Origin of the sequence: Streptomyces sp. HPF1205 (genome assembly GCF_020400825.1) — a bacterium.
Lineage (GTDB): Bacteria > Actinomycetota > Actinomycetes > Streptomycetales > Streptomycetaceae > Actinacidiphila.
On the sequence record NZ_JAINVH010000023.1, the window covers coordinates 1 to 15,595 of the forward strand.

General features: G+C 74.5%; 10 protein-coding genes. 5 read left to right on the top strand and 5 right to left on the bottom strand.

Annotation, left to right across the window (positions count from 1 at the left end; translation table 11 throughout):
- Positions 1 to 63: 63 nt before the first annotated feature.
- The 5 genes from iolD to K7G61_RS24055 form a co-directional block, all read right to left on the bottom strand.
- Positions 64 to 2,043, bottom strand: a complete 1,980-nt coding sequence (gene iolD, locus K7G61_RS24035; RefSeq protein ID WP_225849036.1) for a 3D-(3,5/4)-trihydroxycyclohexane-1,2-dione acylhydrolase (decyclizing) — start codon at positions 2,041 to 2,043, stop codon at positions 64 to 66.
- A complete protein-coding gene (gene iolB, locus K7G61_RS24040) occupies positions 2,040 to 2,981 on the bottom strand; it encodes a 5-deoxy-glucuronate isomerase (protein WP_225849037.1) in 942 nt (313 codons plus the stop codon). Before iolB ends, iolD begins: the two co-directional genes overlap by 4 nt.
- Positions 2,982 to 3,072: 91 nt before the next feature.
- Entirely contained in the window at positions 3,073 to 4,044 is a 972-nt protein-coding gene (iolC, locus tag K7G61_RS24045; RefSeq protein ID WP_225849038.1) for a 5-dehydro-2-deoxygluconokinase, read from the bottom strand.
- A gap of 3 nt (positions 4,045 to 4,047) precedes the next feature.
- Positions 4,048 to 4,968, bottom strand: a complete 921-nt coding sequence (locus tag K7G61_RS24050) for a TIM barrel protein (RefSeq protein ID WP_225849039.1) — start codon at positions 4,966 to 4,968, stop codon at positions 4,048 to 4,050.
- Positions 4,969 to 5,124: 156 nt separating this feature from the next.
- The gene (locus K7G61_RS24055; RefSeq protein WP_263984787.1) at positions 5,125 to 5,874 is read right to left on the bottom strand and encodes a GntR family transcriptional regulator; all 750 of its coding nucleotides are present in this window, start codon (positions 5,872 to 5,874) and stop codon (positions 5,125 to 5,127) included.
- 158 nt (positions 5,875 to 6,032) lie between these two features.
- Between K7G61_RS24055 and K7G61_RS24060 the strand changes: the two genes are divergently transcribed.
- From K7G61_RS24060 to K7G61_RS24080, 5 genes are all read left to right on the top strand, one after another.
- The gene (locus tag K7G61_RS24060; protein WP_225849040.1) at positions 6,033 to 6,695 is read left to right on the top strand and encodes a class I SAM-dependent methyltransferase; all 663 of its coding nucleotides are present in this window, start codon (positions 6,033 to 6,035) and stop codon (positions 6,693 to 6,695) included.
- A gap of 188 nt (positions 6,696 to 6,883) precedes the next feature.
- Positions 6,884 to 9,325: a SpoIIE family protein phosphatase gene (locus tag K7G61_RS24065; protein ID WP_225849041.1), complete on the top strand. Its 2,442-nt coding sequence runs from the start codon at positions 6,884 to 6,886 to the stop codon at positions 9,323 to 9,325.
- Between the two features lie 174 nt (positions 9,326 to 9,499).
- Positions 9,500 to 10,495 carry a Gfo/Idh/MocA family oxidoreductase gene (locus tag K7G61_RS24070; protein ID WP_225849042.1) on the top strand — a complete coding sequence of 332 codons (996 nt, stop codon included), beginning with the start codon at positions 9,500 to 9,502 and terminating at the stop codon, positions 10,493 to 10,495.
- A gap of 207 nt (positions 10,496 to 10,702) precedes the next feature.
- On the top strand, positions 10,703 to 11,473 hold the full coding sequence (locus tag K7G61_RS24075) for a hypothetical protein (RefSeq protein ID WP_225849043.1): 771 nt from the start codon (positions 10,703 to 10,705) through the stop codon (positions 11,471 to 11,473).
- 403 nt (positions 11,474 to 11,876) lie between these two features.
- A complete protein-coding gene (locus K7G61_RS24080) occupies positions 11,877 to 15,341 on the top strand; it encodes an alpha-N-acetylglucosaminidase TIM-barrel domain-containing protein (RefSeq protein WP_225849044.1) in 3,465 nt (1,154 codons plus the stop codon).
- The last annotated feature ends 254 nt before the right edge of the window (positions 15,342 to 15,595 follow it).

Sequence of the window (15,595 nt, forward strand, 5' to 3'; positions counted from 1 at the left end):
GGGTCCCGGCCGGCACCGGCGCGATTCGCTACCGCCACCTGCGGGTATCAGGGCCGCTCCGGCTCACTCGTCGCGCGTTCCGCGGTCGTCCTCGCGGGGTTCGGGCCCGAGTGCCGGGGCGACGAGCGGGCGCTGCGCACGCTTGTGCCGGGCGTACGTCTCGTAGGCCGAGCGTGTGGAGTCCAGTCGCGATTCCTGGCCGACCGGGACGTCCCACCAGCTGTCGCTGCCGGGAGTGGGCACCAGGGGGTCGGTCTCGACATGGATGACCACGGGGCCGCCGTCGTCCGGCCATGCCTTCGCCTCAGCGATCGCCGCCCGCAACTCGGCGCGCGACCGCACCTCGATGACATGAGCGCCCAAGCTGCGGGCGTTGGCGGCGAGGTCGGTCGGCAGCACGGGTCCGTCAAGGCGCCCGCCGGCCGAGCGGTAGCGGTAGCTGGTGCCGTACCGCTGCGAGCCCAGGGACTGCGACAGCGACCCGATGGAGTGGAAGCCGTTGTTCTGCACCAGCACCACGACGATCTTCACCCGTTCCTGAACGGCCGTCACGAGCTCGGTCGGCATCATCAGGTACCCGCCGTCGCCCACCATCGCGAACACGTCCCGGGAGGCGTCGGCGAGCCGCACACCGATGGCCGCCGGGATCTCGTAGCCCATGCAGGAGTACCCGTACTCCACGTGGTAGGCCTTGCGGTCCCGGACCCGCCACAGTTTGTGCAGGTCACCGGGCATCGACCCGGCCGCGCACACCACCACGTCGCGCGGATCCGACGACTCGTTGACGCACCCCAGGACCGTCCCCTGGGTCAGCACCCCCTCGGCCAGTGACCGCGTCACCGACTCCGGCGGGTCGTAGGCCGCCTCGACCTCCCGGTCCCATGCCCGCCACAACGCGGCCCGCCGCTCGTCGTACCCGGTCGGCACCCGGTAGCCCCGCAGGGCCGCGGTCAGGGCCGTCAGCGCCTCCCGCGCGTCGCCGACGACCGCCAGTCCCGCGTGTTTGCCCGCGTCGAAGGCCGCGATGTTGACATTGACGAAACGCACTCCCGGATCCTGGAACGCCGTACGCGAGGCCGTGGTGAAATCCGTCCACCGCGTCCCGACACCGATCACCACGTCGGCCTCGCGGGCCAGCGCGTTGGCCGCGGCCGTACCCGTCGAACCGATACCGCCCACCGCCTGCGGATGCCCGTGCGGCAGCGACCCCTTGCCCGCCTGCGTCTCCCCCACCGCGACACCCGTCGCCTCGGCGAACGCGCGCAAGGCGTCCTCGGCGCCGGAGTAGTGGACACCGCCACCGGCCACGATCAGCGGCCGCCGGGCCGAGGCGATCAGCTCCGCCGCGGCCGCGACCACGGACGCCTCGGCGGGCGGCCGCGCCACGTGCCACACCCGCTCGGCGAACAACTCCGCCGGCCAGTCGTAGGCCTCGGCCTGGACGTCCTGCGGCAGCGCCAGCGTCACCGCACCGGTGTCCGCCGGATCGGTCAGCACCCGCATCGCGGCCAGCAGCGCCGACGGCAACTGCTCGGGCCGCAGCACGCGGTCGAAGAACCGCGACAGCGGACGGAACGCGTCGTTGACGCTCACGTCCGCCGCGTAGGGCACTTCCAGTTCCTGCAGCACGGGTGCCGACACGCGTGTGGCGAACGTGTCCGAGGGCAGCAGCAGCACCGGCACCCGGTTCACCGTCGCCAATGCCGCGCCCGTGAGCATGTTCGTCGAGCCGGGCCCCACCGACGCGGTGCACGCCCACATCGCCAGCCGGTCCCGGTGCCGGGCGTACGCCACCGCCGTGTGCACCATCGCCTGCTCGTTGCGCGCCAGGACGTACGGCAGGTCGGGCGCGCCGGCGGCCTCCTGCTCGGCCTGCAGCAGCGCCTGCCCGATCCCCGCCACATTGCCGTGGCCGAGGATGCCCAGTACGCCGGCGAACAACCGCCGGCGCTCCCCGTCGCGCTCGGACCACTGGGCGGCCAGGAACCTCACGACGGCCTGCGCCACCGTCAACCGCACCGTCGCCGCGCGCCGCGTACTCATCGTGTCTCCCCGTGGGCCGGTGCGGACAGCGGAAGCCGCTGGTCGAAGGGCTGGTCGGGCCAGGTGTCGCGGACCCACGCGTGCGCGGGGTCGTCACGGATCAGCCACGCCCGCTCGGGACCCGGGCCGGCCATGACGTTCAGGTAGTACAGGTCGGCGTCCGGCGCGGCCACCGACGGCCCGTGCCACCCGTACGGGACCAGCACCACGTCGCCCGTGCGCACCTCGGCCAGCACGTCGATCGGCCGGTCCGGGTCCGAGGCGTACACCCGCTGGTAGCCCACCGGATCCAGGCCACGGGGGTCGGTGGAGCGCGTCTCGAAGTAGTAGATCTCCTCCAGCGCGCTCTCCTCGCCCGGCCGCTCCTCGTCGTGCTTGTGCGGCGGCCACGAGCTCCAGTTGCCCGCGGGTGTCACCACCTCGCACACCACGAGCGCGTCGGCGTCCAGCACCCCTGGCATGCCCATGGTGCGCACCTCCCGTGACGCCGGACCCGCCCCGCGCCTTTCCACCGGTACGTCACCAGCGGCCAGGTGCCGGAAGCCGTGGCCGCCGGGTGAGCCGGCGGCGCCGCCGGGAACCAGCGCCCCGGTCAGCGCCACACGCGCGGGACCGGACGGGGCGCGGACGGTGACGCGCGACCCGGCGGGCGCGTACGCGATGTCGGTGGGCCCGGCGAAGACGTCCGGCCGGCCGGCGAGTGCGGCCTCGTGGACGCTCCCGTCGGCCGTCTCGACGGTGACGTGCGCCGCGCCGGACAGGGGTACGACGGCGTACTCCCAGGGGCCTGCCGCCACGGTGCGGACGTCCGGTCCGTCCAGGGCCGCCACCCGCAGACTGGTGTGGCGCCAGCCCGGTTGCGTGTCGGTGACGGCGGGTTCCCACCCGCCGCCGCCCGTCGTTCCGCGCGGCAGGACCCACCGGGCGTCGTTGTTCACCTGCTGCTCCCATGCGTGAGTTCGGCCGCGGCGTCGACGGCCGCGGCGACGTCGCCGTCGGCCCGGATCCCGGTGAACCGGGCGGCGTCCGTCACGGCGTCCTTCCGGGGCCGCGCTCCCGGGAGGCGAGGGCGGTCTCGACCTCTGCGGTGGTCGGCATGGCGGTGGAGCATTCGAGCCGGGACGCGACGAGGGCCCCGGCGACGTTGGCGAACTCGATCACCCGGCGCAACTCCCATCCGCTGAGCAGGCCGTGGACCAGCGCGCCGCCGAACGCGTCGCCGGCGCCCAGTCCGTTGACGACCTCGACCGGAAACGACGGCACCTCGATCCGCTCGTCCCGCGTGGCCGCCAGCACGCCCCGGGGGCCCTGTTTGACGACGGCCAGCTCCACGCCACGCGCCAGCAGCGCGTCCGCCGCCCGTTCCGGTTCGCTCTCCCCCACCGCCACCCGGCACTCCTCGCGGTTCCCCACCGCGACCGTCACGTGTTCCAGGGCCCGCTCCACCTGCTGCCGGGCCTGCTCGGGGCCGGCCCAGAACATGGGCCGGTAATCGAGGTCGAGCACGGTCGCGCGCCGGCGCCCTCGCGCCCGCCAGGCGGCGAAGTGCGCCGACCGGCTCGGCTCCGCGGACAGCCCGGTGACCGTCGCCCAGAAGACGGCCGCGTCACGGATGGCGTCCAGCGGCAGGGCCGCCGCCTCGATCAGCAGGTCCGGCGCCGCGCCGTACCGGTAGAAGTACAGAGGGAAGTCGTCCGGCGGGAACACCTCGCAGAACGTCACCGGAGTCGGCGGCCCGCCCGGAGCGGTCAGCGGCGCGACGTGCGTGGCGTCCACGCCCAGCCGCGCCACCTCGCGCCTGACGTACCGGCCGAAGGGATCGTCACCGACCCGCGTGATCAGCGCCACGGCTCGGCCGTGCCGCGCCGCCGCGACGGCGACGTTCGTCGCGCTGCCACCGAGGAACTTCCGGAACGTCCGCACGTCCTCCAGACCGACACCATGGTCGAGCGGGTAGATGTCCACCCCGGTCCGCCCCATGGTGACGAGGTCGTGGGCCATCGGTCACGCCTCCGCCGGGGCGTGCGCCCGGCCCGGGGCGCCGTCGAGGGACAGCAGGTACGCCACGCAGGCGCGCACGTCGTCCAGGGGGTCGGCGCCGCCGGGCGAGCCGGGTGCCGCGGTGAGGACGGTGTCCTGCTCCAGCACGTACCACCCGCCGTATCCGCTGCCTTCCAGGAGGCGGACGACGGCCGCGATGTCGACGTCGCCGGCGCCGAGGGGCACGTACATGCCCTCGGCGACGGCGGCGGTGTACGTCATGACGCCCGCGCGCACCTTGGCGGCCAGGTCCAGCCGGACGTCCTTCAGGTGCACGTGCGCGACGCGGTCGGGCCGGCGGGCCGCCACCGCGACCGGGTCGCCGCCGCCGATGAGCAGGTGCCCGGTGTCCAGGCACAGGTCGATGCCGGAGCCCTCCAGCACGCGCTCGGTCTCCTCGCCCGACTCGATCATGGTGCCCACGTGCGGGTGGAGGGCGGCGGTGAGTCCGGCCGCGGACGCGGTGGCGCGGACGCGGTCGAGGTTGGCGAGCAGGCGGCCCCAGCCCGCCGCGTCGAGCACCGGGCGGGCGTCGTAGCCGTCGGCCCCGGTGGCCGCCGCCACGACCACGGTCCCGGCGCCCGCGGCAGCGAGGGCGGTGACCGCCGCCTCGACCTCGGGGAGCGGGTCGTGGCCGGGATCGTGCAGGACGACGGGGACGAACTGGCCCACGGCCCGCAGCCCGTGTGCGGCGAGGGTCGCGGCCTTGTCCGGGGTGGCGTCGGGCAGGAAGCCCTCGGGGCCGAACTCGGTGGCCACCAGGCCGGCCTCGCGCATCTGCCGCAGCACCAGCGGCGCGGGCAACTGGTGCCCCCATCCGGGCACCTCGCACACCCCCCAGGAGATCGGCGCGCCGGCGATGCGCTGTGCGAGCGGAACGGTCATGACCGGGCTCCCTTCGGCCGGCGGGGATCACGCCTGCACGAGCGTGCCTTCCGGGCGGCGACGTGTCAACTATTTGTCCTGACATCCTGACTATTGCCGAGATACGCAGAGCGCGGTGGACGGCCGCGGCCCGCGAGGTCAGCGCGGCCCGCGAGGTCAGCGGGCCGACAGGGTCATCTCGAAGGAGTAGCGGGAGGCGCGGTAGACGTGGGAGCCGTACTCGACCGGCCGGCCGGCGTCGTCGTAGGCGGTGCGGACCAGCGTCAGCAGCGTGGCGCCCCGGGTCTCGTGGAGGAGCCCGGCCTCGGCGGCGGTGGCGCGGCGGGCGCCGATGGTCTGGTCGGCGGTGCTCAAGGCCGTGCCGGCGCGGCGCAGGAGCTGGTACAGGCTGGCCCCCGCCAGCGCCTCCTCGGTCAGCTCCGCCGAGCCCGCCGGCAGGTGCAGGTGGTTGCGCAGGAGCGCTATCGGCTCGTCGTCGGCGTAGCGGATCCGTTCGACGTCCAGCACGTCGGAGCCCTCCTCCACCCGCAGCGCGGCGGCGACCTCGCCGCGGGCGGGAACGGTCCGCAGGGCCAGCACCTCGGTGCGCGGGTGGCGCCGGGCGCGCTCCAGGTCCTCGTACAGGCTGGTGAACTGGACCCTGCGGTGGACGCGGTTGGTCAGCACCTCGGTGCCCACCCCGCGCCTGCGGCTGAGCAGCCCCTTGTTGACCAGGTGCTGCATGGCCTGGCGCATGGTGGGCCGGGAAAGACCGAACTGGTCGGCCATGGCGACCTCGTTGCTCAACCGGGTGCCGGGCGGCAGCGCGCCGGACTCGATGAGCTGCTCCAGCTGCTCGGCGAACTGGAAGTACAGCGGCACCGGACTGCCGCGGTCGATGGTGATCCGCCGCAGGATCGCGTCCATGTCCACCCCTCCCGGGACCGCCGCCCCCACCAGTAGGGCGTATTCCATCCTAGGCTCTGTCGTCCATATGTCATAACAAACTGACACCGGCTCTCCGCCGGGGCCGGTGGTCGAAATCGTGTCGCCGGGCGAGCGGGCGCCGCCCTAGGGTTCCGGCCATGGACTGGCAGACCTGGCACGACAAGTACGACCGCCCCGGCACCTGGATGGCGCGGCGGCTGGAGACCGTCCAGGCACGGATCGGGGAGGCCCTGGACGGCAGCCCGCCCGGGCCGCTGCGGGCGGTCAGCCTGTGCGCCGGTCAGGGCCGTGACCTGCTGGAGGTACTGGCCGGCCACCCGCGCCGCGACGACGTCCGCGCCCGGCTGGTCGAACTCGACCCGCGCAACACGGCACTGGCCGAGGACAGGGCCCGTGCCGCCGGGCTGCGGCAGGTCGAAGTGGTGACCGCCGACGCCTCGCTCACCGACCACTACCTCGGGATGGCGCCGGCGGATCTCGTCCTGGTCTGCGGGGTGTTCGGCAACATCCGCGACGAGGACATCGAGCGGACCGTCGACACGTGCGCCGGTCTGTGCCGGACCGGCGGCACCGTGATCTGGACCCGCCACCGCGGCGCTCCCGACATGGTGCCGCGGATCTGCGAGTGGTTCGAGACGCGCGGGTTCACCCGGCAGTGGCTGTCGGAGCCGGACGCGGGCTTCGGTGTCGCGGTGCACCGTTTCACCGGCGAGCCGCGGCAACTCGCCCCGGGCACGCGGATGTTCACCTTCGTCGGGTACGACGTGCTGCGCGAGGCGCCGGCTCCCGACGCGGGGTGACCGCGGGCCTCGGCGGTCCCGCGTTCGTGGTCCGCCCGCCGGAACGGGGGTCCGCCGAGATCCGTGCGCGCCGGCCCGCGGCGGCGGCGCGGCAGGTCCCGCGGCGCTCCCGCGGCGACGGTGGCCGGTCCCGCCATTTGCCGTCGGCGCGGGCGGGGCGCACCGTGGAAGGACCGAGGGTGGAGCGGATGAACACGACGGCGGGTCCTGCGTCCGCCGGGCACGACGGGCCGGTGCGGGCGCCCGACGGCCCGGTCGACGAGGCGTGCACGGCCAGGGCGACCGTGGACGCGCACGGCGCGGTGTCCACCTGGAGCCGGGGGGCCGAACTGCTGCTCGGATACGGCTGCGCCGACGTCGTCGGCCTGCCCGCGGCCCGGCTGCTCGCCGACGGACAGCTCGCGGGGGCACCGCGGTCCCTGCGGGCGCTGCCGAGGTGGAGCGGCACGGTGGAACTCCTGCACCGGGACGGGCACCGTGTGCCGGTGCGGCTGCTGGCCCACCGCCGCCGGTCCGCGGGCGAGGGCGACGCGGGCGAGCAGTGGCTGCTGTTCTGCTCGCGCACCCCGCCGTCGCCCGCGCAGGACGACGCGCTGGTGGTGAGCGCCTTCTCCCGCTCCCCCACCACGATGGCGCTCTACGACACGGGCCTGCGGCTGCGGCGCGCGAACGCGGACATGGAGCGCGTCGTCGGTCTGCCCGAGGAGGCCATGCGGGGCCTGCGCGTCACGGAGATCGTGACCGACCCCGAGAGCGAGCGTACGGAAGCCGGCATGCGGCGGGCGCTGGAGACCGGCGAGCCCCAGTACCTGCGGCACACCCTCCAGCTCACGGGCCACTCGCGCGAGAGCGTCTGGACGACCACGCTCACGCCGGTACGGGACGGCGCCGGGGTGGTGCGGGGAGTCGCGCTCTCCTCGCAGGACGTGACCGAGGAGCACCTGGCCAGGAGCCGCCTGGTCCTGCTCAACGACGCCGGCGTCCGCGTAGGCACCACCCTGGACCTGGCCCGCACCGCGCAGGAACTCGCGGACGTCGCCGTTCCGCGCTTCGCTGACTTCGTCACCGTCGACCTGCTGCCCGCGGTCGAGGGCGGCGACGACCCGCCCGCGGGGCCGCCGCCCGGTCCCGTCATGCTGCGGCGTCTGGCCGCGCAGTCGATCCTGGAGGGCTGCCCGGAGGCGGTCGTCGAGTACGGGGCGCTGGCGGCCTATCCGGACGGGTCGCCCGCCGCCGAGTGCCTTGCCGCGGACCGGCCCCTGATCCGCGCGGTGACCGAATCCGCGATCGGCGCGTGGGAGACCCGGGACACCGCCGACCGGGCCGACCGGGTGCGCGAGTACGGCTTCCACTCGGTGCTGGCCGTGCCGATGCGCGCCCGCGGCATCACCCTCGGGGTGGCCACGTTCTCCCGCCACCGGCGTCCGGAGCCCTTCGTGCGGGACGACCTGCTGCTGGGCGAGGAGATCACCGCGCGGGCGGCGGTCTGCATCGACAACGCCCGCCGCTACGCCCGTGAGCGGCGCACCTCCCTGACGCTGCAGCGCAGTCTCCTGCCGCAGCGGCTGCCCCGGCAGGCCGGGGTGGACGTCGCCTCCCGCTACCTGCCCGCGAGCGCGCAGGCCGGCGTCGGCGGCGACTGGTTCGACGTGATCCCGCTGTCCGGCGCCAGGGTCGCGCTCGTCGTCGGCGACGTCGTCGGCCACGGTGTGCGTGCCTCGGCCGCCATGGGGCGGCTGCGCACCGCCGTCCGCACCCTCGCCGACGTCGACCTTCCGCCCGAGGAACTGCTGACCCACCTCGACGACCTCGTCCTGCACCTGTCCGCGGAGGCCGACACCGCGGCTCCGGGCGGCGACATGGGCGCCACCTGCCTGTACGCCGTCTACGACCCGGTCTCCCGGCGCTGCGCCGTGGCCCGCGCGGGCCACCCCGTACCCGTGCTGGCGACCCCGGACGGCCGCGTCACGCTCCTCGACGTGCCGGCGGGGCCGCCGCTGGGGCTGGGCGGCCTGCCGTTCGAGGCCACCGAGATCGAACTGCCGGAGGGAAGCCTCCTCGCGCTCTACACCGACGGACTGGTCGAGGCTCCCGGCCGCGACATCGACGAGGGCGTCGACACGCTGCGCGAGGTGCTGGCCCGGCCGGCACCGTCGCTGGAGAGCCTGTGCGACGCGGTCGTACGGGCGCTTCCACCGGAACGCGCCGCCGACGACGTGGCGCTGCTGATCGCGCGCACCCGCGCCCTTGACGGGGACCACGTCGTCACCTGGGACGTGCCCTGCGACCCCTCCGCGGTCGCCGCGGCGCGCGGGAACGTCTCGCGGCTGCTGGCCGACTGGGGCCTGGACGCGGCCACGTTCGTCACCGAACTCGTCGTCAGCGAACTCGTCACCAACGCCATCCGCTACGGCGGTCCCCCCATCCAGCTCCGGCTCATCCGCGACCACGACCTCATCTGCGAGGTGTCCGACGGCAGCGGCACCACGCCCCATCCACGCCGCGCCCGGACGTTCGACGAAGGCGGCCGCGGCCTGCTCCTGGTCGCCCGGCTCAGCGCGGGCTGGGGCACCCGCCAGACCTCCGCCGGCAAGACCATCTGGGCGGAACTGCGCCTTCCCGCCGGCTGAGCCGCGCCGTCGCCCGTCGGGGTCCCGGTCGTGCGCCGTGCCGGCCCGGTCCGGCACGGCCCCGACACATGGTCGTGACGTTCGTATGTCATAACAAATACTGGGTCCTGGGCGCCGACGACCGGATACTGAACCCCTGGGCGCCCCGAAAGCCCCGCACGAAAGGCTTCCGCAATGCGTATAGGACTCATCGGCACCGGCCGCATCGGCGCGTTCCACGCCATGACGCTCGCCGGCCTCCCCCCGGTCGCGGGCGTCGTGGTGCACGACGCCGACGGGGACCGCGCCCGTGCCGTCGCCGACCGGATCGGCGGCGAGTGCGCCGCCGACCTGGACGGGCTGCTGGGCGCGAACCTGGACGGCGTCGTCATCACCGCTCCCACCGCCGCGCACGCCGAGCTGATCCTGGCCGCGCAGCGCGCGGGGCTGCCGACGTTCTGCGAGAAGCCGGTCGCCGCGTCCCTGGAGGAGACCGACGCGGTCCTGGCCGCGCTCGACGGGTCCGGGGTTCCGGTGCACATCGGCTTCCAGCGCCGCTTCGACGCCGGGTACCAGGCGCTGCGCGAGGCCGTGGCGAGCGGCCGGCTCGGCTGGACCCACACCCTGCGTGCCTGCACCTTCGACCCCGCGCCCCCGCACCCCGGCTACATCGCGGGCTCCGGCGGCATCTTCCGCGACTGCGCCGTGCACGACTACGACATCATCCGCTGGGTCACCGGCCGCGAGGTCACCGAGGTCTACGCGACCGGCGGCAATCGCGGCGACGACTTCTTCGCGGCGGCGGGCGACGTCGACACCGGCGTCACCGTTCTCACCCTGGACGACGGCACGTTGGCCGTGTGCACGGCCGGCCGCTACAACGGCGCCGGCTACGACGTGCGCCTGGAGGTGTGCGGCTCCAAGGGGACGCTGGTCGCCGGCCTGACCGAGGAGAGCCCGCTCGCCTCCGCCGAGGACGCCGCATGGCCGGGCGGCACCCCGTACCCCGGTTTCATGGAGCGCTTCCGGGACGCCTACCGCGCCGAACTCACCGCTTTCACCGAGGTCGTCGCCGGTGCCCGCCCCAGCCCCTGCACCGCGCGGGACGCGCGCGCGGCCCTCGCGATCGCCGACGCCGCCTCCCGCTCGCGCGCCGAGGGGCGGCCGCTGCGCCCGCGGGAGGCGGCTTGACCCGTGCGTGTGCCGCCGCGATCGCCGGACGGCACGGGAGGCGCGAGCCGGTGCCACATGCCGGACAACACACACCCGCGGGCGGGTTCACATGTTTCCCGGGAGGCACCGCGGCGCGGTGCACGGTGACTCCACAGGCGGTCGCGCCCAAAGATGCGGGTAGCATCCTCTCCCAAACTCCACATGCACCGCAGAAAGGGACCGGCCGTGTCCGAAACGCCCTCGGAAACCACAGGAATCCACGCGCAGTACGCCGCCCAGGTGACTGCCGACCTCGAACGCAACACCAAGGAGCAAGAGCGCGTCGCCACCGAGATCGCCGCCCTGGAGGACCAGTTGCGGGTGCTGCGCCGTGACCACGGCCTGCTGGTGAGCGTCCAGCAGGCCCTCGGCGTCGAGTCCGCCGGTTCGGCCGCCGAGGCGGCGCCCGAACCTTCCGCGGAGGCGACAGCGGAGGCGGGGACAACGGCACCGCAGGCCGAGGCCCCGGCGGCCGAGCCGTCCGGTGAGTCGCAGGACGGCCAGGCGGCGCAGGTGCCCGGCCCCCGTCCCGCCCCCGCCGAGCGCAAGAAGCGGACCGCACGCAAGAAGGCCCCCGCCGAGACCGACAAGTCGGCCACGGGCAAGGGCCGGAGCAGGCGCGGGAAGAAGGCCGAACCCGCCAAGAGCGCCACGCCCGCCGCCGCCCCCGCCGCTACCGCCCCCGCGGCGCCCGCCGCCGCTCCCACGCTGGTCACGCTCGTCCGCGAGTACCTGCGGCAGGAGGCCGAGCCGCGCTCGGCGGCCGAGATCGCCGCGGCGCTGTCCGAGCGCCACCCCGACCGCACCGTCAAGGCGAACGTGGTGCGCACCACCGTCGAGGGACTGGTCGCCAAGGGCGCGGCGCAGCGCACCAAGCAGGGCTCGTCGGTGTTCTACGTCGCCGCCGAGGACACCGCGGACCGCCCGGCCGAACAGGCCGAGCCCGCCGCCGTCTGAGGGTTCCGGAAGCACCCGCGGACGTCGCACCGCGGGACGACAAGGTGGATGTGGTGGGTGCCGCCGGCGTGGTGGGGCAGCCGGCGGCCGACCCGGGTGAATTTCTGTGACGGGTGTGGCATCTGTTGACTGAATGTCAGCGGGCGGTCACGCTGCCTGTGTTCGACGTCCGTACGGTTCCTTTCGACGAAGGAGCTCCGTGTCCAGACGCCTCCCCCCACCACGGGCCCCGCACGACGGATCCCCGGAGCTCCGTACCAACCTGGAATTCCGTACGAGACGGGTGTCCGGTCGGCTCGCGGCGCCCGGTGCGGGGGGACAGGTGCGGGGCCACGGGTCGCGAGCCGGGCGGCCGTCGCGTTCGACGTCCTTGCTCGCCGGCTCACTCCTGACCGTTCTCGCGGTGTTCTCGGCCCTGATGACGGCCGCACTGCCCGCGGCGGCCGCGACCGCGAAGCCCACCGGCCCCGCGCCGCGTTCCGCCGCGGGCACTTCCGTCGCCCGGGCGGCGATCACCCGCCTCGTCGGCCCGGCGCTCGCCGGGCAGCTCGACCTGCGGGAACTCGACGCCGGGTCCGGCCAGGACCGCTACCGGATCGAGGCGGCCGACGGCCGCACGCGGATCAGCGGCACCACCCCGGGCACGATCCTCGCGGGCTTCGGCCAGTACCTGCGCGTCGTCGCCCACGCCGACATCTCGCTGAACGGCGAGCAACTGCGCCTGCCCGCGCGCCTCCCGCTGCCGACCTCCCCCGTCGTCCGCTCCGCCGCCGTCCCCCACCGCTTCGCCCTCAACGACACGAACGAGGGCTACGCGGGCGCCTACCTGGACTGGCCGCAGTGGCAGCGGCGGATCGACGTGCTGGCGCTGAACGGCATCAACGAGGTCCTCGTCCACGAGGGCCAGGAGGCCGTCTACGACGAGACGTTCCAGCGGTTCGGCTACACGGACGGCGAACTGCGTGCCTGGATCCCGCAGCCGGGCCACCAGCCGTGGTGGCTGCTGCAGAACATGTGCTGCCTGGACGGCCCGATCAGCCGCCGCCTCATGGACCGGCGGGTGGCGCTCGGGCAGCACATGACAGGCTACCTGCGGCAACTCGGGCTCACCCCGGTGCTGCCCGGCTATTTCGGCACCGTCCCCCCGGAGTTCGCGGCGAGGAACCCCGGCGCGCACGTCGTCGCGCAGGGCACCTGGAACGGATTCGCCCGCTCGGACTGGCTGGACCCGACATCGGCGCTGTTCGACCAGGTCGCGGACACCTTCTACCGCCGGCAGAGCGCGCTGTTCGGCGACAGCGCGATGTACAAGATGGACCTCCTGCACGAGGGGGGCCGGCCCGGCGACGTCGACATCGGCGACGCCTCCCGCGCCGTGCAGAACGCGCTGGAGCGGGCCCACCCCGGGGCGATCTGGGCGGTACTCGGCTGGCAGAGCAACCCGCGCCCGCAGACGCTGCGGGCGGTCGACACCTCCCGCGTGCTCGTCCTCGACGGCAACTCCGACACCACTGCCGCGACCGACCGCGACCAGGACTGGCTCGGCGCCCCGTACGCCTTCGGCACGATCTGGAACTTCGGCGGCAGCACCGGCATGGGCGCGAGCATGAGCCTGTGGAACGAGAAGTTCCATGCCTGGCTCGCCAAGCCGGGCACGGCGCTGCGCGGCATCGCGCTCATGCCCGAGGCGATCGACAACAACCCGGTCGCCGCGGAGTTCTTCACCGATCTGGCGTGGGAACCTGCGCCCGTCGACATGGACACGTGGATGGCCGGGTACGCGACGGCCCGCTACGGCGCCGCCGACCCCGACGCGGTCGCCGCCTGGCAGACCCTGGGCCGGACCGTGTACTCCTGGCCGGGCAACTCCCAGACCCGGTACGCCGGCAGCCTGTTCTCCGTGCAGCCGGGGCTGTGGGCGAGCGCGGGCAGCGTCCCGTACGACCCGCGGGACATCGTGCGGGCCTTCGACGACCTCCTGCGGGTCGGGCCGGGGCTGCGCGGCAGCACCGCGTACGGCCACGACGTCGTGGACCTCGGCCGCCAGGTGCTGTCCGACGACACCAAGGCGCTGCTGCCGGCGATCCGGCAGGCGTACCTCGCGCGCGACACCGTGTCCTTCGACGCGCTGACCGGGCAGTGGACGGCGGAGCTCGACCTGATGGACCGCCTGCTCGGCACCGACGCCACGTCCCTGTTCGGCGTCTGGCAGAAGGAGGCGGCCGCCGAGGCGGCGACCGCGGCCGAGGCCCGGCGGCTGGAGTACGACGTGCGGACGCTGGTCAGCGACTGGTCCGAGGAGCACCCCATCCAGGACTACGCGGGCCGCGAGTGGAACGGCCTGGTCGGGGACTACTACGGCACCCGCTGGCGCGCATTCTTCGCCTCGCTGCGCACGTCGCTGCGGACCGGGGACGACCCCGGCGCCATCGACTGGCACGCGGTGGCGTCCACCTGGGTCCACCAGGACACGCGCTACCCGAGCACACCGGTCGGCGACTCCTACGCGGTGGCCCAGGAAGTCGCCGCGTACCCGCGAGGGCACCTCGTGCCCTCCGCGGACCCGAAGGCCGCGCCGCCGGGCGCGACCGTCCGGATCACCGCGGCGTTCACCAACGACAACACCCTGCGCCCGGCCGGGGCCGCGCGGTTCGCCCTGACGGCGCCGCCCGGGTACGGCGTCCACCCGGTCGATGTCTCCGCCGCGCCGGTGGCCCCGGGGGCGACGGCGACCGGTGCCTGGGACGTCACCGTTCCCGCCGGCGCGGCCCCCGCCGATCTGGCGCACCTGACGGCGACGGTCCGCTGGTCCGCGGGCGGCCGTACCGCCTCGGCGTCCGGCACGACCGACGTCATGGTGACCGGGCCGCCGGTGGCGGAGCCGTACCGCACCGCGGCCTCCGCGCCGGTCGCCGCCGCCCAGCGGGGCGACGTGTTCGCCCTGGCCGGCGGCGGGGCGGACGTGGGCGGGTCGAAGGACGAGTACGGCACCGTCTACCGCTCGCGGTGGCTGGCCTCCGGGCAGGCCGTGGCCACCGCGGTGGTGGACCAGGAGGACAGCGGCCCCTGGGCGAGGGCCGGACTGGTCGTCCGCTCCGACCTGTCCCGCCCGGGAAGCCCCGGCTATGCCATCCTGGCCGTCACCCCCGGCCACGGCTGCGACTTCATGTGGGACGCCGACGGCGACGGAACCCTCGACCACTACACCACCAGCGGCGGCTTCACCGGCCCGGTCCGCCTGAGGATCAGCAGGGACGGCGACACGTTCACCGGCTGGTGCGGCCAGGACGGCGGCGACTGGGCGGAGGTCGGTTCGGCCCGGCTGCCCGGCGCGACGGACGCCGAGGACGCCGGCCTGCTGTTCACCGCGGTCGACGCCGCCACCCACCGCCTGGGCGCCGCGCGATTCGACGGACTGGCGGTGACACCGTTCACCCCGCGCGACACCTCGGGCGACACCGTGCTGAGCCTCGGCCGGCCGACCGCCGCCCTGTCCTCCGAGGCCGGCACCCCGCCCTCCGCGGCGGTCGACGGCGACCGCACCGACAAGGCGTACTGGGGCAGTCCGCTGAGCGGCGGGTACACCTGGTGGCAGGTCGACCTCGGCGCGCAGCACGAGCTGTCGTCGGTCGATGTGCGTCCTTACGTCGACGGCAAACGTGCCTACACGTACACGCTGGAAGGCAGCACCGACGGCGTGCACTGGTTCGTGCTCGGCGGGAAGAACACCTCCGCGGTGGCGACGGACGCGGGTGACGCGTTCACCCTGGAGGCCGCGGCACGGTACGTGCGCGTCGTCGGCCTGAGCAACACCGCCAACTCCTCGTTCCACCTGACGGAGGTGACCGTCACCGGCGCACCGGCGTAGCGCGCGGCGCGTTCCGGCTTCCTGGCGGCGCCCCGCGTTCCGCCGTCGCCTCCGCCTCCGCCTCCGGGGAGCCGGAACGCGCCAAACCGCCGCGGGGAGTCTTGTCGGTCCGCGCGCGATGGCCTACGTTCCCTCGAAAGCACCGCGGTGCCGTGGCGACCGGGATGTTAGCGCTCACATACGCTCAGTCGTCTTCGCTGCGGCCCGGCGGTTCCCCCCACCACTCCTCCCCCCCCACATGCGAGGACGATGCG

Bases quoted from the DNA above. Each gene is read 5' to 3' on its own strand.
- K7G61_RS24060 (WP_225849040.1), top strand. From the start codon at position 6,033: ATGGACTGGCAGACCTGGCACGACAAGTACGACCGCCCCGGCACCTGG.
- iolD (WP_225849036.1), bottom strand. From the start codon at position 2,043: ATGAGTACGCGGCGCGCGGCGACGGTGCGGTTGACGGTGGCGCAGGCC.
- K7G61_RS24070 (WP_225849042.1), top strand. From the start codon at position 9,500: ATGCGTATAGGACTCATCGGCACCGGCCGCATCGGCGCGTTCCACGCC.
- K7G61_RS24065 (WP_225849041.1), top strand. From the start codon at position 6,884: ATGAACACGACGGCGGGTCCTGCGTCCGCCGGGCACGACGGGCCGGTG.
- iolC (WP_225849038.1), bottom strand. From the start codon at position 4,044: ATGGCCCACGACCTCGTCACCATGGGGCGGACCGGGGTGGACATCTAC.
- K7G61_RS24050 (WP_225849039.1), bottom strand. From the start codon at position 4,968: ATGACCGTTCCGCTCGCACAGCGCATCGCCGGCGCGCCGATCTCCTGG.
- K7G61_RS24055 (WP_263984787.1), bottom strand. From the start codon at position 5,874: ATGGACGCGATCCTGCGGCGGATCACCATCGACCGCGGCAGTCCGGTG.